Origin of the sequence: Bradyrhizobium murdochi, from assembly GCF_000472965.1 — a bacterium.
In the GTDB taxonomy this organism is placed as follows: domain Bacteria; phylum Pseudomonadota; class Alphaproteobacteria; order Rhizobiales; family Xanthobacteraceae; genus Bradyrhizobium; species Bradyrhizobium murdochi.
Window position 1 is genome coordinate 59,272 of the sequence record NZ_AXAU01000016.1, and the last position, 20,971, is coordinate 80,242.

Here is a 20,971-nt window from a genome sequence, read left to right on the forward strand (position 1 = left end):
GCAATGGGCGATGCATATTCGCAACCGCAGCAGGCGCGAACCCGACAAGGGGCATTGGCATTGACTGGCCGGAATGGTTAGGTCTCGTCAATGAGCACGTCCCTCTCCCCCTTGCTTGCCCCGATGCTCTCGAGCGCGGCGATGCGCGCCGTCTGCGACGACATGGCGAGCCTGCAAAACATGCTGGATTTCGAAGCAGCGCTGGCGCGCGCCGAGACTGCAGCCGGGGTGATTCCGGCAAGCGCGGCCGACCCGATTACCAGCGCGTGCCGAGCCGAATCATTTGACATCGCCGCATTGGCTGAAGCGGCGACCAAGGCCGGCAACCTCGCCATCCCCCTGGTCAAGGCGCTGACCGCAAATGTCGCCAAATTGGATGCCGCCGCTGCGCGCTATGTGCATTGGGGTGCGACCAGCCAGGACGTCATCGACACCGCCGCCATGCTCGGCCTTCGTGCCGGCATCGATGCGCTGCTCGCCGACATCGATCGCGCGATCGCAGGCTTTGCCGGACTGGCGCGACAGCACCGCCACACGCCGGTGGTCGCCCGCACCTGGCTGCAGCATGCGCTGCCGATGCCGTTCGGACTAAAGCTCGCCGAATATGCCGCTGCATTGCATCGCTCGAAGCTGCGCCTGCAGCGCGTGCGCAGCGAGTCGCTGGCCCTGCAATTCGGCGGCGCCGCCGGCACGCTCGCGGCCCTCGGAGACAAGGGATTAGCGGTCGCGGAAAAACTGGCCGACGAACTGAAGCTGCCACTGCCGGACGCGCCCTGGCACACCCACCGCGACCGCATCGCCGAAGCAGCTTCTGTATTGGCCATCATCGCCGGCACCTGCGGCAAGATCGCGCGCGATGTCTCCTTAATGATGCAGACCGATGTCGGCGAAGCGTTCGAGCCCTCGGGCGAAGGCCGCGGCGGCTCTTCCACCATGCCGCACAAGCGCAATCCGGTGGCGGCAGCCAGCGCGCTCGCAGCAGCCACTCAGGCGCCCAATCTTGCGGCGACAATATTTGCTGCGCAAGTGCAGGATCACGAGCGCAGCGCCGGTCCGTGGCACGCGGAATGGCCGACACTGCCGACGCTACTGCTCGTCACCTCGGGCGCGCTGTCGGCCATTGTGGATATCGCGGAAGGGCTCGAAGTCGACGCCGCGCGTATGCACGCCAATCTCGACGCGACCGACGGGCTGATCATGGCCGAAGCGGTGGCGATGGCGTTGGCCGAAAAGATCGGCAAGAGTGACGCGCACCATCTGGTCGAGGCTGCCAGCAGGAAGGCAGTCAAGGACAAGAAACATCTACGCGATGTGCTGCTAGAGGATGCGAACGTCACCGCACAGCTTGATGCCGACACGATTGCAAAACTGTTCGAGCCGATGGCCTATCAGGGCGCCTCGCAAGCCCTGATAGACCGCCTGCTCGCTTCGCTGGACGACAAATAAGAAGCCGGAGAACTGCCATGCCGATGATCAACGCCGACGGTTGCCTGCTCAACGTATCCGTCGAAGGCCGCGACGGCGGGCCGACGCTGATGCTGTCGAATTCGCTGGGCTCGACCATGCAGATGTGGGAGCCGCAGATGAAGGCGCTCACCCAGGTGTTCCGCGTCATCCGCTACGACCGGCGCGGCCATGGCAAGTCGAGCGTGCCGCCCGGGCCCTACTCGCTGGAACGCTTCGGCCGCGACGTGCTGGCGATCCTCGACGATCTCAACATCGCGCGGACGCATTGGTGCGGCCTCTCGATGGGCGGCATGGTCGGGCAATGGCTGGGCGCCAACGCGCCCGACAGATTCGGCAAGATCATCCTGTCCAATACGACCTGCTATTACCCGGACCCGACGCGCTGGCACGAGCGCATCAAGGCGGTGAAGGAAGGCGGCATCGCCGCCGTCGCCGATACCGTCATTGCCGGCTGGTTGACCGCGGACTTTCGTGAGCGCGAGCCGCAGATCACCGCCAACATGAAGGCTATGATGCTGACCACGCCGGTCGAGGGCTACATCGCCTGCTGCGAGGCGCTGTCGACGCTCGATCAGCGCGAACTGCTGCCCAAGATCAAGAGCCCGACACTGGTGATCGCCGGCCGTCACGACATGTCGACGACGGTCGCGGATGCCGAATTCATGCGCAGCCGGATTCCCGGCGCGAGCATGACGCTGCTGGATGCCGCGCATATTTCGAATGTCGAGCAACCGCACGCCTTCACCGACGCGGTGATCGGTTTTCTGACGCAACGGTAGCTAACCAGAGACGTCATTGCGAGCGAAGCGAAGCAATCCAATCACCGCTTGCGGATACGTGGATTGCTTCGTCGCTTCGCTCCTCGCAATGGCGGGGGAGAGATCTACCATGGACGACAACCAACGCCGCGACGACGGCATGGCGCAGCGCCGCAAGGTGCTCGGCGATGAATGGGTCGACAAGTCGATCAAGAACCGCAACGCGTTCAATACCGATTTTCAGGACCTGATCACCCGCTATGCCTGGGGCGACATCTGGACCCGGCCGCATTTCGACCACCGCACCCGCCGCGTGCTCGTGATCGGCACCATGGTGGCGCTGGGACAGTGGGATGAATTCCGCCTGCATGTGCGCGCGGCGCTCGCCGAAGGCGGCTTCACGCCCGACGACATCAAGGAAATCCTGCTCCAGCAGGCGATCTATTGCGGCGTGCCGGCAGCCAACCACGCCGTCAAGGAGGCGAACGCGATCATCACCGAATTGGGTTTGCTGAGGAGCTAGCCCGGCGCTATCCCGTGTCCCGGACGCGGCGCGGCATGAAGTGACGCGACGCAGAGCCGGGACCCAAGGCGGCTGCATCTGGGTCCCGGCTCTGCGGCGCACCGCCAAGGGGCGCTGCGCCGCGTCCGGGACACGGAGGTGGCAGCGCACAAAAAGAAAAGCCCCACTTTTTCGGCGGGGCCTTTTCTGTCTGGCATGTGCCTTCCTACTCTGGTTACTCTGGCATCTGCCGCGGATCCTGACTGGGCTTCTGGCCCTGACGGCCCGGATCCTGCTGCTGCTGGCCCGGCTTCTGGCCGCCGCCCTGCTGCTGACCGGGCTTCTGACCCGGGTTCTGGTTCTGCTGGCCCGGGTTCTGGTTCATCTTGCTCATCGAGGGATCTCCGTTGCTGAGGCGTAACCTGAACCAACGGAGAGCCACGGCGTCGGTTTCAGCGGAACAGCGGTTCCGGTGGGATCATCGGAAGGCATTGCCGTGTCCGGAGTGTGGCGCCGGAACCGCCTGCGCAAAAACTAGCTCTGTACAAGCCAAATAAGCCGCAGCCGGCGCTGTTGCCGCCCCCAGTTCCCACTGTTAGAAAATGCCACGACGCGTCGTCATGGGCTGCCGGAGCTCTCGCCGCGTCTTCATACAACAAACGGCAGCGCATGGATTATTTCGCCCAGCAACTGATCAACGGCCTAGTGCTCGGCTCGATCTACGGCCTGATCGCCATCGGCTACACCATGGTCTACGGCATCGTCGGCATGATCAATTTCGCCCATGGCGATATTTTCATGATCGGCGGCTTCATCGCCCTGATCACCTTCCTGATCCTGGTCTCGTTCGGGCTTACCGCCATCCCGCTCATCCTCCTGGTCGTGCTGCTGGTGTCGATGGCAATCACCGCGCTTTACGGTTGGACGGTCGAGCGCATCGCCTACCGGCCGCTGCGGCACTCGTTCCGCCTGGCGCCGATGCTCTCGGCGATCGGTATGTCATTCGTGCTCACCAATTATTCGCAGGTCGCCCAGGGCGCACGCGTCAAACCGGTGCCGCCGATCATCACCGGCGGCTATACCCTGCATGAGGGTTCCGAAGGCTTTGTCGTGCAGCTTTCCAACATCCAGATCATCGTCGTCGTCACCACCATCGTGCTGCTCGCGCTGTTCACCTGGCTGGTGTCGAGCACCCGGCTCGGCCGCGACATGCGTGCCTGCGAACAGGACCAGACCATGGCCTCCCTGCTCGGCGTCGACGTCGACCGCACCATTTCCATGACGTTCGTGATTGGCGCTGCGCTCGCTGCGGTGGCCGGCATGATGTACCTGCTCTATTACGGGCTGGTCGATTTCTTCATGGGCTTTGTCGCCGGCATCAAGGCGTTCACCGCGGCCGTGCTCGGCGGGATCGGCTCGCTGCCCGGCGCGATGCTCGGCGGTCTCCTGATCGGCCTGATCGAGACGCTGTGGTCGGCCTATTTTTCGGTCGAATACAAGGACGTCGCCGCGTTCTCGATCCTGATCGTGGTCCTGATCTTCCTTCCGACCGGCCTGCTTGGCCGGCCTGAAGTCGAAAAAGTCTGATGGGCCGCAGCGTGAGCGCACCCCCCGCCGCCCAAACCTCGCGAGCCCCTGGCGCTGCCTTCATCCTCAAGAAAGCGCTGATCAGCGCGTTCGTGGCGCTGGTGCTGTTTTCGCTGATGATCGGCGTGCGTACCGAGGCCGGCCCGCAAGGGCAATTGGTCTACTGGACGCGCTTCGACGACCTCGCCGTCATGGTCGCAGCCGTGTTCGGCGGCAGCATCCTCGTCGAGCTGCTGCGGCGATGGTGGGGACCGGTCGACGCCGTCAGGGTAGTGCCACCTTCGGTGCAAAGCGCGCTGTCGCTTGCAGGACGCCTGGTCGCGCCGGCGCTGCTGGTGTTCACGTTCCTGGTGCCGGTCCTCTTCTACAACGAGCGCTACATTCTCGACCTCGCCATCCTCGTGCTGACCTATGTGATGCTCGGCTGGGGGCTGAACGTGGTGGTCGGGCTCGCCGGCCTGCTCGACCTCGGCTATGTCGCGTTCTACGCGGTCGGCGCCTATTCCTACGCGCTGCTAGCGACCAATTTCGGGCTGTCGTTCTGGATCTGCCTGCCGCTCGCCGGAATCCTGGCGGCGTTCTGGGGCGTGCTGCTCGGCTTTCCTGTGCTGCGGCTACGCGGCGATTACCTTGCCATCGTGACGCTGGCCTTCGGCGAGATCATCCGCCTCGTCCTGATCAACTGGCAGACCCTAACCGGCGGGCCGAACGGCGTCACCGGCATTCCGCGCCCGACCCTGTTCGGCATTCCGCTGACGCCGGCCGATGACGGGCTGGCGGCCCTGCTCGGCATCGAATTCTCCCCGACGCACCGCATCGTATTTCTGTTCTACATTATCCTGGCGCTGGCGCTGCTCACCAACTGGGTCACGATCCGCCTGCGCCGCCTGCCCCTCGGCCGCGCCTGGGAAGCGTTGCGCGAAGACGAGGTCGCCTGCCGCGCGCTCGGCATCAACACCACCACGACCAAGCTGACGGCATTTGCAACGGGCGCGTTGTTCGGCGGTCTTGCCGGCGCGTTCTTCGCCACAAGACAAGGCTTCATCAGCCCGGAATCCTTCACCTTCCATGAATCGGCACTGGTGCTGGCGATCGTGGTGCTGGGCGGCATGGGCTCGCAACTCGGCGTGGCACTGGCGGCGCTCACCATGATCGGCGGCTTCGAGCTGTTTCGCGGGCTCGACCAGTACCGCATGCTGGTGTTCGGCATGGCGATGGTGCTCTTGATGATCTGGAGGCCGCGCGGCCTGGTCGGCCATCGCGCGCCGACCGTATTCCTCAAGCATAGCCAGGCGATCTCGTCCGACCTCGTCAAGGAGGGACACGGATGAGCGGCGATCCGATTCTCTGCGTTGATCGCCTGTCGATGCGCTTCGGCGGCATCGTCGCCGTCAACGACCTCTCCTTCGACGCCGAGCGGCGCAAGATCACCGCGCTGATCGGGCCGAACGGCGCCGGCAAGACCACCGTCTTCAACTGCATCACCGGCTTCTACAAGCCGACCTCGGGCGCCATCGGCCTTACCCATGATGACGGCCGCGCCATCCGGCTCGAGCGGCTGAACGATTTCCGGATTGCCAAACTGGCCAAGGTCGCGCGCACCTTTCAGAACATCCGCCTGTTTCCCGGGATGACGGCGCTGGAAAACCTGATGGTCGCACAGCACAACGCGCTGATGCGCGCCTCCGGGTTGACGTTCCTTGGCCTGATCGGCGCGCCGTCCTGGCACCACGCCGAACAGGCCGCGATCGACCTGGCGCGGATCTGGCTCGACCGCATTGGTCTTCTGGATCGCGCCGACGATGCCGCCGGCAACCTGCCCTATGGCGACCAGCGGCGCCTGGAGATCGCGCGCGCAATGTGCACCCAGCCCGCCCTGCTCTGCCTCGACGAGCCGGCTGCGGGATTGAATGCGCGCGAAAGCGCTGCTTTAAGCGAATTGCTGCTCTCGATCCGCGCCGACCAGGGCACCTCGATCCTTTTGATCGAGCACGACATGAGCGTGGTGATGCAAATCTCCGACCACGTCGTGGTGATGGACCACGGCATCAAGATCGCCGAAGGCACGCCGCGCCAGATCCGCGACGATCCCAAGGTGATCGCGGCCTATCTCGGCGCCGACGAGGAGGAAGCCATCGCGGTGATGGAGAGCGGGACGTGAGCGAGCCGCGCGACAAGTCCCCCACCTCCCCCTGGAAGGGGGAGGTCGACCGCGAAGCGGGCGGGTGGGGGTCACGCTTTTCCCGCACGAAAGATATGACCGCTAGGGCGCGATCTCTCCGCGCAAACATGACCGACGCGGAATTGCGGCTGTGGCGTGCGCTGCGCCGTGACCAACTGAATGGCCTTTCATTCAGAAAGCAGCATCCGATCGGGCCGTACACAGTCGACTTCTATTGCTCCCGTCTTCGGCTCGCTGTCGAAGTGGACGGCGGACAACACGCAGAACAGCGTAAGCAAGCCGACGATCGTCGAACACAATGGCTTGCCGAGAAAGGCGTTACCGTCGTTCGCTACTGGAACAACGATGTCCTTGCGAACCTGGAGGGCGTGCTTAGCGATCTCCTGACGCAAACCGAGAGGCTTGCGCAAGCGGCTGCAACCCCCACCCCACCCCTCCCCCTTTCAGGGGGAGGGAGTACCGACAAGCTCGCGCCCGACGAAGAAGAGAGCGAGTCATGACTCACCCCCTGCTCGCGATCCGCTCGCTGCGGGCGGCCTATGGCAAGATCGAGGCGCTCAAGGGCGTCGACCTCGACATCAACGCCGGCGAGATCGTCGCGCTGATCGGCGCCAACGGCGCCGGCAAGTCGACGTTGATGATGACGATTTTCGGCCGGCCCCGTGCCCGCGCCGGCCGCATCGAATTCGACGGCCGGGACATTACCGGCGTGCCGACGCATGAGATTGCGCGGCTGCGGATTGCCCAGTCGCCCGAAGGCCGCCGGATTTTTCCGCGCATGAGCGTGGCGGAAAACCTGCAGATGGGCGCCGACGCCACCGACTCAAGCGAGGCCGATCGGGCGAGCGGCCTGGAACGTGTCTTCGCGCTGTTCCCGCGGCTCAAGGAACGCATGACCCAGCGCGGCGGCACGTTGTCCGGCGGCGAGCAGCAGATGCTGGCGATCGGCCGGGCCTTGATGAGCCGGCCGCGCCTGTTGATGCTGGACGAGCCGTCGCTGGGGCTGGCTCCCCTGATCGCGCGGCAGATTTTCGATGCGATCCGGACCCTGAACCGGCAGGACGGCCTGACCGTGCTGATCGTGGAGCAGAACGCCAACCACGCGCTGAAACTGGCCCATCGCGGCTATGTCATGGTCAACGGCCTGATCACGCTGTCCGGAACCGGCAGCGAATTGCTGCAGCGCCCGGAAATCCGCGCCGCCTATCTGGAGGGCGGCCGCCGGGAGTAGCGGTCCCACCTGCCCCCGGCGCACCCTTGGTGCGTGCTGCGGCAAGATGCGGCGAACCGACGGTGGATTTGCCCGAAATTTGCCGATGACTTCGCCGTAAAATCAGCCGACAATAGGCGTGGTTTTGGTACCCGGCCTGCCGGGTACTTCCTGAAATCGACTGACCTGCGAGGACACCTCATGAAATCACTGAAACTCATCGGCCTGGCATTGGGCGCATCGCTGGCGCTGTCGACAACGGCGCTGGCGCAGGACATCTCCATCGCAGTGGTGGGCCCGATGACGGGCGGCGAATCCGCATTCGGCCGGCAGATGAAGAACGGCGCCGAACAATTCGTGGCCGATATCAACGCCGCCGGCGGCGTGCTGGGCAAGAAGCTGGCGCTGCAGATCGGCGACGATGCCTGCGATCCGAAGCAGGCACGCTCTGTCGCGGAAAAGTTCGCCAGCGCCAAGATCCCGTTCGTTGCCGGCCACTTCTGCTCGTCGTCGTCGATCCCGGCATCGGAAGCCTATGCCGACGGCAACGTGCTGCAGATTACGCCGGCGTCGACCAACCCGCTATTCACCGAGCGCAAGCTCTGGAACGTGGCGCGCGTCTGCGGCCGTGACGATCAGCAGGGCCTGGTTGCCGCCGACTACATCGTCAAGAACTACAAGGGCAAGAACATCGCCATCCTCAACGACAAGACCACTTACGGCAAGGGTCTCGCCGACGAAACCAAGAAGGCGCTCAACAAGGCCGGCGTCACCGAGAAGATGTTCGAATCCTACAACAAGGGCGACAAGGACTTTAACGCGATCGTGTCGCGCCTGAAGCGCGACAATATCGATCTGGTGTTTGTCGGCGGCTATCATCAAGAATCCGGCCTCATTCTGCGCCAGATGCGCGACCAGGGCCTCAAGACGGTGTTGATGGCGGGCGACGCGCTGAACGACAAGGAGTTCGCCTCGATCGCCGGTCCGGCCGCGGAGGGCACGCTGTTCACCTTCGGTCCCGATCCGCGCAACAAGGCGACCGCGAAGGCGATCGTCGAGAAGTTCAAGGGCAAGAACATCGATCCCGAAGGCTACACCCTCTATACCTACGCTGCGATGCAGGTGTGGTCGCAGGCGGCGGCGAAGGCCAAGACCACCGATCCGAAGAAGGTCATGGAAACCATCAAGGCCGGCGAATGGGACACCGTGCTCGGCAAGCTGGGCTTCGACGCCAAGGGTGACATCAAGGTGATCGACTACGTCGTCTACAAGTGGGACGCCAAGGGCAACTACGCCGAGATCCATCCGAAGGCCTCCTGATCCCTTCGGCGATCAGCGCCGATCACAACATCAAACGCCCCGGCCTACCGGGGCGTTTTTATTTTCGGTTCCAAATAATTTTTAACCGAGAGGAACAATTGGGTTCCCACGGCATTGTGGAGAGTTGGGGCTGAGTTCCATGTCATTGATTTCACGACCTTAACCGTTATTCCAGCTTGATCTGCCGCAGGGCAGCGGGTCTATTTCGTGAAATTGCATCTCAGCCAATGAGATTTTGAGATTTTGAGATTTGCGCGAACTGGCCGAGGAGACACCATGAGTGATCTTTCCCCTGGAGCATCTCCCTCCGCTCGCCGGGTCGCCAAATCCAAACCACCCCACACCAACGGCACGTCCGATCCGATGCAGGACCTGCTGCACGCGTTGCAGGCAATGCGTGCCGGCGATTTCTCGGTACGCATGACAGGCGATCATCTCGGCATCGAGGGCAAGATTGCCGATACCTTCAACGAAATCGTCGCCTCCAACCAGCGAATGGCGCAGCAACTGGAGCACGTCGGCCAGGTCGTCGGGCGCGAGGGCAAGACGCGCCAGCGCGTCAAGTTCGACCTCTCGAGCGGCTCGTGGGCGGACATGGAAGGCTCCGTCAACACGCTGATCGACGATCTACTGTGGCCGACCCGCGAAGTCACGCGCGCGGTCGCCGCGGTGGCACAGGGCGATCTGCTGCAGACCGTGCAACTCAACGTCGACGGCCGCCCGCTTGGCGGCGAATTTCTGCAGTCTGCCACCATCGTCAACACGATGATCAAGCAGCTCGGCGTGTTCACCTCGGAGGTGACGCGCGTCGCGCGCGAAGTCGGCACCGAGGGCAAGCTCGGTGGCCAGGCCCAGGTGCCGGAAGTGACCGGCGTCTGGAAAGACCTGACCGAGAGCGTCAACTCGATGGCCAATAACCTGACCGGCCAGGTCCGCAACATTGCCGAAGTGACCATTGCGGTCGCCAATGGCGACCTGTCGAAGAAGATCACCGTCGACGTCCGCGGCGAGATCCTGCAGCTCAAGGAAGCCATCAACACGATGGTGGACCAACTCCGCTCCTTCGCTTCCGAAGTGACGCGCGTGGCCCGCGAAGTCGGCACCGACGGCAAGCTCGGCGGCCAAGCAATCGTTCCCGGCGTCGCCGGCACCTGGAAGGATCTGACCGACTCCGTCAACGCGATGTGCGGCAACCTCACCGCACAGGTCCGCAACATCGCCAACGTCACTACCGCGGTCGCCCGTGGCGACCTCTCGCGCAAGATCACGGTCGACGTCCGCGGCGAAATCCTCGAGCTCAAGGACACCATCAACACGATGGTCGACCAGCTCAACTCGTTCGCCTCGGAAGTGACGCGCGTGGCGCGCGAGGTCGGCACCGAAGGCAAGCTCGGCGGTCAGGCCCAGGTGCCTGGTGTGGCCGGCACCTGGAAGGACCTCACCGACAACGTCAACTTCATGGCTTCCAACCTGACGGCGCAGGTTCGCAACATCGCCGATGTCGCTACCGCCATTGCCGGCGGCGACCTCTCCAAGAAGATCACCGTGAACGTCTCGGGCGAAATCCTTCAGTTGAAGGAAACGCTCAACACCATGGTCGACCAGCTCAATGCTTTTGCCGGCGAAGTGACGCGCGTGGCGCGCGAAGTCGGCACCGAGGGACGGCTCGGCGGTCAGGCCAACGTGCTCGGCGTCGCCGGCACCTGGAAGGACCTCACCGAGAGCGTCAACTCGATGGCCTCCAACCTGACCGCGCAGGTCCGCAACATCGCCGAGGTGACGACCGCGGTCGCCAATGGCGACCTGTCGAAAAAGATCACGGTGGACGTCCGCGGCGAAATTCTGGAGTTGAAAGACACCATCAATACGATGGTGGATCAGCTCAACGCCTTTGCCGGCGAAGTGACGCGCGTCGCGCGCGAAGTCGGCACCGAAGGCAAGCTCGGTGGCCAGGCCAACGTGCGCGGCGTCGCCGGCACCTGGAAGGACCTCACCGACAACGTCAATTCGATGGCCGGCAACCTCACCGCTCAGGTTCGCAACATCGCCGAAGTCGCGACCGCGGTGGCGAAGGGCGACCTGTCGAAGAAGATCACGGTCAACGTCTCGGGCGAAATCCTTCAGTTGAAGGAAACGCTGAACACGATGGTCGATCAGCTCAACGCCTTTGCCGGCGAAGTGACGCGCGTGGCGCGCGAGGTCGGCACCGACGGTAAGCTCGGCGGCCAGGCACAGGTGCCTGAAGTGGCCGGCACCTGGAAGGATTTGACCGACTCAGTGAACTCGATGGCGGGCAACCTGACTGCGCAGGTCCGCAACATCGCAGAAGTGGCGACCGCGATCGCCGGCGGCGACCTCTCGCGAAAAATCACGGTCGACGTGCGCGGCGAAATTCTGCAGCTCAAGGAAACGCTGAACACGATGGTCGACCAGCTCAACCGCTTCGCGGGCGAAGTGACCCGCGTGGCGCGCGAGGTCGGCACCGAGGGACGGCTCGGCGGCCAGGCCAACGTGCCCGGCGTCGCCGGCACCTGGAAGGACCTCACCGACAACGTCAACTCGATGGCCGGCAACCTGACCGGCCAGGTCCGCAACATCGCCGAGGTGACCACGGCGGTGGCGAAGGGCGACCTGTCGAAGAAGATCACGGTCGACGTCAAGGGCGAGATTCTCGAACTGAAGAACACCGTCAACACGATGGTGGACCAGCTCAACGCCTTCGCGTCGGAAGTGACGCGCGTGGCGCGCGAGGTCGGTACCGAAGGCAAGCTCGGTGGCCAGGCCCAGGTGCCTGAAGTCGCCGGCACCTGGAAGGACCTGACCGACAACGTCAACTTCATGGCTTCGAACCTGACCGCGCAGGTCCGCAACATCGCCGAGGTCGCAACTGCGATCGCCGGCGGCGACCTCTCCAAGAAGATCACGGTGGACGTCCGCGGCGAGATCCTGCTGCTGAAGGACACCCTCAATACGATGGTCGAGCAGCTACGCTCCTTCGCCGCCGAAGTGACGCGCGTGGCGCGCGAGGTCGGCACCGAGGGACGGCTCGGCGGCCAGGCCGTGGTGCCCGGCGTCGGCGGCACCTGGAAGGATCTGACCGACAACGTCAACCTGCTGGCGGCCAACCTCACCACGCAGGTGCGCAACATCGCTGAAGTCACGACCGCCGTGGCGCGCGGCGACCTGTCGCGCAAGATCACCGTCGACGTGAAGGGCGAAATCCTCGAACTGAAAAACACCATCAACACGATGGTCGACCAGCTCAACGCCTTTGCCGGCGAAGTGACCCGCGTGGCGCGCGAGGTCGGCACCGAGGGCAAGCTCGGCGGTCAGGCGCAGGTCCCGGGCGTCGCCGGCACCTGGAAGGACCTCACCGACACCGTCAACTTCATGGCGGCGAATTTGACCGAACAGGTCCGCGGCATCGTCAAGGTGGTGACGGCGGTCGCCAACGGCGACCTGAAGCAGAACCTGACAGTGAAATCGAAGGGCGAAGTCGCAGCCCTTGCCGACACCATTAACAACATGACCGAGACGCTCGCGACCTTTGCCGATCAGGTCACCAGCGTGGCGCGCGAGGTCGGCGTCGAGGGGCGGCTCGGCGGCCAGGCCAACGTGCCCGGCGCGGCCGGCACCTGGAAGGACCTCACCGGCAACGTCAACCTGCTCGCCGCCAACCTGACCTCGCAGGTGCGCTCGATCGCCGAGGTGGCGACCGCCGTGACCAAGGGCGACCTGACCCGCTCGATCCAGGTCGACGCCCGCGGCGAAGTGGCCGAACTCAAAGACAACATCAACACCATGATCGGCAACCTGCGGCTCACCACCCAGGTGAACACCGAGCAGGACTGGCTGAAAACAAACCTCGCAAGATTCACCAACATGTTGCAGGGCCAGCGCGAGCTGTCCACCGTCGGTCGGCTGCTGCTGACCGAACTGGCGCCGCTCGTCAACGCGCATATGGGCGTGATCTACCAGGTCGAGAACGCCGAGAGCCCGCAATTGCACCTGCTCTCGGCCTACGCCGGCGACGGCGCCAATCCGCATCCGCAAATCGTTCAGTTCGGCGAAGGATTGATCGGCCAATGCGCCATGGACAAGCGCCAGCGGCTGGTGTCGGACATCCCTCACGATACGGCACCGGTGAATTCGGCACTGCTACGCGTGATCCCGAAAAACATCGTCGTGCTTCCGGTGCTGTTCGAAAACCAGGTGAAGGCCGTGATCGAGCTCTCCTCGATCTCGTCGTTCACGACGTCACAGATGACCTTCCTGGAACAGCTCACCGACAGCATCGGCATCGTGCTCAACTCGATCGAGGCCACGATGCAGACCGAAGGCCTGTTGAAGCAATCCCAGCAGCTCGCCGGTGAACTGCAGACGCAGCAGAAGGAATTGCAGCAGACCAACGAACAGCTCGAACAGAAGGCCCAGCAGCTCGCCGAACGCAACGTCGAGGTGGAACGAAAGAACCAGGAAATCGAACAAGCACGGCGCGCGCTCGAGGAAAAGGCAACGGAACTTGCGTTGACATCGAAGTACAAGTCCGAATTCCTCGCCAACATGTCGCACGAACTGCGCACGCCGCTCAACAGCATCCTGATCCTCGGCCAGCAGCTCACCGAAAACCCCGACGGCAATCTGTCGCCGAAGCAGGTCGAGTTCGCCCGCACCATCCACGGCGCCGGCACCGATCTTCTGAACTTGATCAGCGACATCCTCGACCTGTCGAAGATCGAATCCGGCACTGTGACGGTCGATGCCGAGGAAATCCTGACGTCCAGCCTGTTGGAGACCGTCGGCCGCCCGTTCAAGCACGAGGCCGAAAACCGCCACCTCTCGTTCAACATCAATGTCGACGAGAACCTTCCCCGCAGCATGGTCACCGACTCCAAGCGGCTGCAGCAGGTGTTGAAGAACCTGCTGTCGAACGCATTCAAGTTCACCGCGGAAGGCGGCGTGAAACTGAGCGTGTCGGCTGCCGTCGGCGGCTGGAGCGCCGAACACCCGATCCTCAATCACGCCCCCGCCGTCGTCGCCTTCGAGGTGACGGATACCGGCATCGGCATTCCCTTGGAAAAGCAGAAACTGATCTTCGAGGCGTTCCAGCAGGCGGACGCCGGCACGAGCCGGAAATACGGCGGCACCGGTCTCGGCCTCGCGATCAGCCGCGAGCTCGCGAGCCTGCTCGGCGGCGAAATCCATCTGCGCAGCGCACCCGGTAAAGGCAGCACCTTCGTGCTTTATCTGCCGCTGAAATATTCCGGCCCGACGATCGCGTCGCGCGTCGCCGCTCCGTCGCCGTTCACGCCGGCGCCGGCGGTGCAAGCCACCTCAACGCAGGAGCGCGTCGTCGAGCAATTGCCGGACGATCGCCTCGATCTCGCGCCGGGAGACAACATCCTCCTAATCGTCGAGGACGATCCGCATTATGCGCGGGTGCTGATCGATCTGGCCCGCGACAAGGGTTTCAAGGTGCTGGTTGCGAGCCGCGGCGCCGAAGCGCTCGAGCTCGCCAAGCAGTTCCAGCCGACAGCGGTTTCGCTCGATGTGTTCCTGCCTGACATGCTGGGCTGGACCGTGCTGAGCCAGCTCAAGCACAGTCCGCTGACGCGGCACATTCCGGTGCAGATCATCACGCTCGACGAAGACCGCCAGCATGCGCTGGCGCGCGGCGCGTTTTCCTTCGTCAACAAGCCGACGACGACCGAGGGCGTCAGCGCGGCACTGTCGCAGATCAAGGAATACGCCAAGCCCCGCCGCAAGCGCCTGCTGATCGTGGAGGACAATGCCGCCGAGCAGATGAGCATCACCGAATTGCTCGGCCATGACGACATCGAGATCCTCACCGCCGACACCGGCGCCGATGCCTTGTCGACGTTGCGGAACCAGCCCTGCGACTGCGTCGTGCTCGATCTGCGATTGCCTGACATGAGCGGGTTCGAGGTGCTTGACCAGCTTCGCAACGACGAAACGCTATCGAACGTGCCGGTCGTGGTGTTTACGGGCCGGGAACTCTCGGCCGAGGAAGACGCGGAACTTCACACCATGGCGAGGAGCATCGTGGTCAAGGGCGTCGAGTCGCCGGAACGCCTGCTCGATGAAACGTCGCTGTTTTTGCACCGTGTGATCACGGAATTGCCAGTCGAAAAGCAGAGAATGCTCGAAAAGCTCAATAGCTCCGATGAGGATCTCGTTGGCAAGACCGCACTTCTGGTAGACGACGACGCCCGTAACATCTTCGCGCTGTCGAGTGTGCTCGAACGGCGCGGCATGAAGGTGCTGACCGCGACGACCGGCCACGAGGCCATTGCGCTGGTCGAGTCTACCCCAAATATCGCAATCGTGCTGATGGATATCATGATGCCGCAGATGGACGGATATCAGACCATCGGTGTCATCCGCGAAAATCCGTCCTTCAGCCGCCTGCCGATTATTGCGCTGACCGCCAAGGCGATGAAGGGCGACCGCGAGAAATGCCTCGAAGCCGGCGCTTCGGACTATCTCGCCAAACCCGTCAATACCGAGCAGTTGCTGCTCGCCATCCGAATGTGGTTGCACCGCTGACCGGCGTAAGCAGATGATGGATCAAGAGAAGGTAAACATTCTTCTGGTTGACGATCAGCCTGCGAAGCTGCTCGCCTATGAGGTCATCCTCAAAGAACTCGGCGAGAACCTGGTCAAGGCCTCGTCCGGGCGCGAAGCGCTCGAGTTCCTGCTCAAGAACGATGTTGCCATCATATTGGTCGACGTCTGCATGCCGGAACTCGACGGGTTCGAACTCGCCGCCATGATCCGCGAACATCCCCGCTTCCAGAAGACGGCGATGATCTTCATCTCCGCGATCCAGGTCAGCGACATCGACCGGCTGCGCGGCTATGAGATGGGCGCGGTCGACTACGTTCCGGTGCCTGTGGTGCCCGAAGTGTTGCGCGCCAAGATCAAGGTGTTCGCGGAGCTCTATCGCAAGACGCGCCAGCTCGAACGGCTCAATGTCGAACTCGAGGACCGGGTTCGTGCGCGCACTGCCGAACTCGAGGAATCGCACGCCAGGCTTCTGGAAAGCGAGCAGCGCCGCAGTTTGGCGATCGCGGCCGGCAAGATGGGCTCCTGGGACTGGGACTGGGTCAATGGCGACTTTATGTGGGACGAAGGCCAGTATCAGATCCTCGGCGTCGATCCCGGCAAGTTCGAACTGACGCCGGCCAATATCCAGGCGCTGCTTCACCCTGACGACGTTCATGAATTGCACGAGGCGTGGGCCAGCTTCGCTCGGGGCGCGAAATCATACGAAGCGGAATTCCGCATCATCCGGCCGAATGGCGAGGTGCGCTGGTGCGCGGGAACGGCGGCGGCAAGCACCGACAAGGGCGGCCGCGTCGTCCGCGTCAGCGGCGTTACCGTCGACATCACCGAACGCAAGCAGGCCGAGGAGCGGCAAAGCCTGCTGGCGCGGGAGGTCGACCACCGCGCCAAGAACGCGCTGGCGCTCGCGCAATCCATCGTCCGATTGACGCGCGGCGACAATGTGAAGAGCTACGTCCGTTCCGTCGAAGGACGGATCAATGCCCTTGCGCGCGTGCACACCGTGCTCTCGCTCTCGAGCTGGCAAGGCGCCGAAATACGCAAACTGATCGAGGAGGAGCTGGCGCCCTATTCCACCGGCGACCAGACCGACTTGTCCGGCCCGGAGATCCATCTCGAGCCGGCGACGGCCCAGACGGTTGCGTTGGCACTGCACGAGCTCGTCACCAATTCGGCGAAGTACGGCGCGCTGTCTGCGTTGTCGGGCCGGCTGTCGGTGTGTTGGGAAGACCAGGCGGGCGTTCTCAAGATCATATGGTCGGAGACTGGCGGGCCACATGTCGAGAAGCCGGTGTCGCGAGGGTTCGGAACCAGAAGCGTCATCGCCAGCATCGAGTCGCAGCTTGGTGGCAGGGCGGAATTCGACTGGCGCCCGGAAGGCCTCGTGTGCCGCCTGTCGGTTCCGTTGTCGCAACGGCAGTTTGGCGCCGATCCGGTTTCGCTCCTCGAGGTTACTGTTGATGGCAATGGTCTGCGACGCGCCGAGCGGTAAGACTGCTAACGCGCTGCTCCCGCAACGGGAGCGCCCTGCGGCCGGGCCGGTCCCATCGCCAATTCGATCGCACGCATCAAATCCGGCGGACGAAACGGCTTCTGCAGACAGATGACGTCGGAAAGTTCTGGCGTTTCGGACAGAAAGTCCAGCGCGGTCATTCCCGAAATCGCTATGACGGGCAGGCCCGGCACGCGGGCGCGCATCGCTGCAATCAGATCGGAGCCGTCGGTGCCCTGCAAAAAGATGTCGACGATCGCAAGGTCGAAGCTCGTATCTTCGAACAACTTCAATATGGTGTTCGGCTTCGTCAAGCAGTCGGGCGGGCACGTCAAGATCTACAGCGAGGAAGGCCACGGCACCTCCGTCAAGATCTATTTGCCGCGAGCAACGGGATTGCAGCAGACCGCGGCGGAAGCGCTGGTCTCGGGAAATATCGAGGGCGGCACCGAAACTGTCCTCGTCGTCGAGGACGATGCGCTGGTGCGGCGCTATGTGATGACCCAGATCGAGAGCCTGGGCTACACCACCCTGGAGGCAGCCAACGCTTCCGATGCGTTGCGCATCATCGACGATGTCCCGAACGTGGACCTGCTGTTTACCGACGTGATCATGCCCGGCATCATGAACGGCCGCCAGCTCGTCGACGAAGCGCTGAAGCGCCGGCCTGACCTCAAGACGCCCTACACCTCGGGATATACCGAAAACACCATCGTCCATCACGGCCGCCTGGATTCCGGCGTGCTGCTATTGGCAAAACCGTATCGCAAATCCGAGCTTGCGCGGATGATCCGGCTGGCGCTTGCCAGTTGAAGCAAGCGCTGCGGCTGATATATCCGTGGATGGAACGCCTCAGGCGGATGCAGCCCCACGGAGCGGCGCTTTGAAAAACCTGCTTACCGATATTTCCGGCGTTCGCGTCGGCCACGCCCACGACGCAAGCATCGCTTCCGGCGTCACCGCGATCCTGTTCGACACGGCCGCCGTGGCCTCGATCGACGTGCGCGGCGGCGGCCCCGGCACCCGCGAAGAAGCGCTGCTCAGCCCTGAGAGCACCGTCGAGGCGATCGACGGCATCGCGCTTGCCGGCGGCTCGGCGCTCGGACTGGATGCCGCCGGCGGCGTGCAGGCTTGGCTTGCCGAACAGGGGCGCGGCTTTCGCATCCGTGACGCGGTCATCCCGATTGTTCCGGGAGCAATCTGCTTCGATCTGCTCAACGGCGGCAACAAGGCATGGGGACGCTTTCCCCCCTATCGCGATCTCGGCTACGCCGCGGCCAACGCGGCGGCTGACGATTTCGCCCTCGGCAGCGTCGGCGCCGGCCTCGGCGCGACCACTGCCAATTTCAAGGGCGGCCTCGGCTCCGCTTCGGCACAGACCGACGGCGGCGTGACCATCGGCGCGCTTGCGGTGGTCAATGCGGTGGGCAGCGTGACGATCGGCGACGGCCCGTGGTTCTGGGCCGCGCCGTTCGAGCAGGACAACGAGTTTGGCGGGCGAGGACTGCCGCCCTCGTTCACGCCCGATATGCTGAGAGCCCGCCTCAAGGGCGCGCCGTCAGCTACTCCGTCGCAGAACACCACGCTGGTGGTCGTTGTCACCGATGCGGTGCTGACCAAACCGCAGGCCAGGCGGCTCGCGATGATCGCGCAAACCGGCATGGCGCGCGCCATCTATCCCGTGCATGCGCCGCTGGACGGTGACGTGGTGTTTGCCGCCGCGACCGGCAAGAAGCCGATCGATCCGCTGTTCGGCCTCACCGAACTCGGCATGGTGGCCGCCAACACGGTTGCGCGCGCAATCGCGCGCGGCGTCCATGCTGCGACTGCACTGCCCTTCGCCGGCGCGCTACCGGCGTGGAGGGATCGTTTCGGTTAGCAAGCCCCTCATGGTGAGGAGCGCGAAGCGCGTCTCGAACCATGGGGCCCCGTCTGTGGCCTACATCCTTCGAGACGCCCGCTTCTCGCGGGCTCCTCAGGATGAGGGGTTACAGCTAATCCCGTCAGGCGCTGAGCGAAAGCGATGCGGTGGCGCCCGATGCGATCGCCTTGGCTTCGCGCTGGATCATCTGCTCGATGAAATTGTAGGACGATGTCGCTGATGTGGATGAGCTGCCGGACGCAGGCGATGTCATCGTTACCTTCGATCCGTCGGCATAGGTCAAGGAGGTCGTCACCGAGCCGTCGCTGTTGCTGACCGTCGTGGTCATTGCGCCCTGGCGCATCTGCGAGCGCGGATCAAAATTGGATGCGTCGGACTCGTTCGTCTCGTCCGGGCGGCGGTGATGCTCCTTCTCAGGCCGGAGCGCCGACGCCAGTTCCTTGAGACTGACCGAGCCGTCGCCGTCCTGGTCGAGCTTGCCAAACACGCTGTCGGCCTGCGCAAGGTTGGTGCCACCGGCGCCAAGCGCCTCTTCGAATTCCGTCTTGCTGATCTTGCCGTCACCGTCGCCATCGATCTGCCCGAACAGGTCCTTCAGCGCGGCGTGACGGCTTTTCGAAGCCGTGGCCGATCCCGTCGAGGACTGGCTTTGCGCGTCAAGCAGCGCGCTCATGGTTTCCGGCGATATCGTCGAAAGGCCGTTGCCCGAGCCGGACCCTGGAGCGATCGATGCCGGCGTAGTCGGGGATGACTGGCCGAAGCTTGCGAAGTTCTGGCTGAGGCCGGTGGTTGGCGCAGACGATTTGGACGACGTCAGCGCCTTGAGGGCATCGATGGCCGATGACGCGGCGCCCAGAGCAAAGAACATGGCGGAACTCCAACAATGCCGCGCGTAAAGCGGCCCACAGTTCGTGTTCCGTTTTCCTCAGCAAGCGCCATGCCATGAAGAAAACCCAATAAAACCGGGCTTTTCCGTATCCCGTCTGATCGGCAAACCCGGCAATAGCTGCCCGCCGCGGCAGATTTTTCCGCCCACAGGAGACGGCGGCGCCGCGCATTGCCCCCGGCCGTGCTGCATGTTACGCGGAGCCATTCCGCACTCTCGCAAGCCTTTCGGGAAAAGCGCACATGTCCCAGCAATTTGCGTCGCGTCCCCTGGTCATCGCACCGTCGATCCTGGCGGCGGATTTCGCCAAGCTCGGCGAGGAAGTCCGCGCGGTGGACGCAGCGGGCGCCGACTGGATCCATCTCGACGTGATGGACGGACATTTCGTGCCGAACATTTCCTACGGCCCCGATGTCATCAAGGCGATGCGCCCGCATACGAAGAAGATCTTCGACGCGCATCTGATGATCTCACCCTGCGACCCCTACCTCGAGGCCTTTGCAAAGGCCGGCTGCGATCACATCACCGTCCATGCCGAGGCCGGCCCGCATCTGCATCGCTCGCTGCAGGCGATCCGCGCGCTCGGCAAGAAGGCCGGCGTCTCGCTCAACCCGGGCACGCCGGCGAGTGCGATCGAATATGTTATCGACCTGATCGATCTGGTGCTTGTGATGTCGGTCAATCCCGGCTTCGGCGGCCAGGCCTTCATCAAATCCGCGCTTAGCAAGGTCAGCGACGTCAGGGCGATGGCCGCGGGCCGTCCGATCGACATCGAGGTCGATGGCGGCGTCGGTCCTGATGTCGCCGGGCAGTTGGCCGCCGCCGGCGCCAATGCGCTGGTCGCGGGCTCCGCGGTGTTCAAGGGCGGCACCGTGGACAGCTACAAGGCCAACATATCCGCTATCCGCAACGCGGCGGCGCTGGCGCGCGGCGAAGCGGTCTAGCTAGCCTCAATGTCATCCCTGCGAACGCAGGGCGACGGCGATAGCCGGCAGGAAAGCCACACTCGACGGGCAGCAGCCATGGAACCCGAAAGTCCACGCTCCGGCCACAAAGCTTCACGCATCTCGCCATAAACGCGGACCAGCATCCCGCCTTCC

General features: G+C 63.7%; 16 protein-coding genes and 1 pseudogene. 14 read left to right on the forward strand and 3 right to left on the reverse strand.

Annotated features, from left to right (window positions below; translation table 11 throughout):
* The first annotated feature begins 90 nt into the window (after positions 1-90).
* From YUO_RS0126220 to YUO_RS0126230, 3 genes are all read left to right on the forward strand, one after another.
* Positions 91-1,446 (forward strand): 3-carboxy-cis,cis-muconate cycloisomerase, encoded by a 1,356-nt coding sequence (locus YUO_RS0126220; protein ID WP_028349936.1) that lies wholly within the window; start codon positions 91-93, stop codon positions 1,444-1,446.
* Positions 1,447-1,463: 17 nt separating this feature from the next.
* Positions 1,464-2,246 (forward strand): 3-oxoadipate enol-lactonase, encoded by a 783-nt coding sequence (gene pcaD / locus YUO_RS0126225; protein WP_028349937.1) that lies wholly within the window; start codon positions 1,464-1,466, stop codon positions 2,244-2,246.
* A 109-nt stretch (positions 2,247-2,355) separates the two neighbouring features.
* A complete protein-coding gene (locus YUO_RS0126230) occupies positions 2,356-2,748 on the forward strand; it encodes a carboxymuconolactone decarboxylase family protein (RefSeq protein ID WP_028349938.1) in 393 nt (130 codons plus the stop codon).
* Between the two features lie 214 nt (positions 2,749-2,962).
* Here the strand turns inward: YUO_RS0126230 and YUO_RS47280 are convergent, their stop codons facing one another.
* A complete protein-coding gene (locus YUO_RS47280) occupies positions 2,963-3,121 on the reverse strand; it encodes a hypothetical protein (protein WP_198028096.1) in 159 nt (52 codons plus the stop codon).
* A 275-nt stretch (positions 3,122-3,396) separates the two neighbouring features.
* Between YUO_RS47280 and YUO_RS0126240 the strand changes: the two genes are divergently transcribed.
* The 8 genes from YUO_RS0126240 (at position 3,397) to YUO_RS41815 (ending at position 17,103) form a co-directional block, all read left to right on the forward strand.
* Positions 3,397-4,314, forward strand: a complete 918-nt coding sequence (locus YUO_RS0126240; RefSeq protein WP_028349939.1) for an ABC transporter permease subunit — start codon at positions 3,397-3,399, stop codon at positions 4,312-4,314.
* Positions 4,315-4,325: 11 nt separating this feature from the next.
* A complete protein-coding gene (livM, locus tag YUO_RS0126245) occupies positions 4,326-5,645 on the forward strand; it encodes a high-affinity branched-chain amino acid ABC transporter permease LivM (RefSeq protein WP_028349940.1) in 1,320 nt (439 codons plus the stop codon).
* Complete coding sequence (locus tag YUO_RS0126250) at positions 5,642-6,475, forward strand: ABC transporter ATP-binding protein (RefSeq protein ID WP_028349941.1); 834 nt, start codon at positions 5,642-5,644, stop codon at positions 6,473-6,475. The genes livM and YUO_RS0126250 overlap by 4 nt, the downstream gene beginning before the upstream one ends.
* 95 nt (positions 6,476-6,570) lie before the next feature.
* Positions 6,571-6,996 carry an endonuclease domain-containing protein gene (locus tag YUO_RS41810; RefSeq protein WP_035727722.1) on the forward strand — a complete coding sequence of 142 codons (426 nt, stop codon included), beginning with the start codon at positions 6,571-6,573 and terminating at the stop codon, positions 6,994-6,996.
* Positions 6,993-7,727, forward strand: coding sequence for an ABC transporter ATP-binding protein (locus YUO_RS0126260; protein WP_028349942.1), 735 nt, complete (start codon positions 6,993-6,995; stop codon positions 7,725-7,727). The genes YUO_RS41810 and YUO_RS0126260 overlap by 4 nt, the downstream gene beginning before the upstream one ends.
* A gap of 180 nt (positions 7,728-7,907) precedes the next feature.
* Positions 7,908-9,026, forward strand: coding sequence for a branched-chain amino acid ABC transporter substrate-binding protein (locus tag YUO_RS0126265; RefSeq protein ID WP_028349943.1), 1,119 nt, complete (start codon positions 7,908-7,910; stop codon positions 9,024-9,026).
* Positions 9,027-9,302: 276 nt separating this feature from the next.
* On the forward strand, positions 9,303-15,593 hold the full coding sequence (locus tag YUO_RS0126270) for a HAMP domain-containing protein (RefSeq protein WP_028349944.1): 6,291 nt from the start codon (positions 9,303-9,305) through the stop codon (positions 15,591-15,593).
* 16 nt (positions 15,594-15,609) lie between these two features.
* Positions 15,610-17,103 (forward strand): HWE histidine kinase domain-containing protein, encoded by a 1,494-nt coding sequence (locus YUO_RS41815; protein ID WP_051379671.1) that lies wholly within the window; start codon positions 15,610-15,612, stop codon positions 17,101-17,103.
* A gap of 5 nt (positions 17,104-17,108) precedes the next feature.
* Here YUO_RS41815 and YUO_RS47935 read toward each other — a convergent pair whose 3' ends face one another.
* The gene (locus YUO_RS47935; RefSeq protein WP_235782841.1) at positions 17,109-17,390 is read right to left on the reverse strand and encodes a response regulator; all 282 of its coding nucleotides are present in this window, start codon (positions 17,388-17,390) and stop codon (positions 17,109-17,111) included.
* A 4-nt stretch (positions 17,391-17,394) separates the two neighbouring features.
* Between YUO_RS47935 and YUO_RS45065 the strand changes: the two are divergent.
* Both YUO_RS45065 and YUO_RS0126285 read left to right on the forward strand, forming a co-directional pair.
* Positions 17,395-17,916, forward strand: a pseudogene (locus YUO_RS45065) (response regulator); the annotation flags it as partial.
* A 70-nt stretch (positions 17,917-17,986) separates the two neighbouring features.
* On the forward strand, positions 17,987-18,982 hold the full coding sequence (locus YUO_RS0126285; protein WP_028349945.1) for a P1 family peptidase: 996 nt from the start codon (positions 17,987-17,989) through the stop codon (positions 18,980-18,982).
* Positions 18,983-19,106: 124 nt separating this feature from the next.
* On the opposite strand, the gene YUO_RS0126290 is transcribed toward YUO_RS0126285, so the two are convergent.
* Positions 19,107-19,853: an EF-hand domain-containing protein gene (locus YUO_RS0126290; protein ID WP_028349946.1), complete on the reverse strand. Its 747-nt coding sequence runs from the start codon at positions 19,851-19,853 to the stop codon at positions 19,107-19,109.
* A 260-nt stretch (positions 19,854-20,113) separates the two neighbouring features.
* Between YUO_RS0126290 and rpe the strand changes: the two genes are divergently transcribed.
* Positions 20,114-20,815, forward strand: a complete 702-nt coding sequence (gene rpe / locus YUO_RS0126295) for a ribulose-phosphate 3-epimerase (protein ID WP_028349947.1) — start codon at positions 20,114-20,116, stop codon at positions 20,813-20,815.
* The last annotated feature ends 156 nt before the right edge of the window (positions 20,816-20,971 follow it).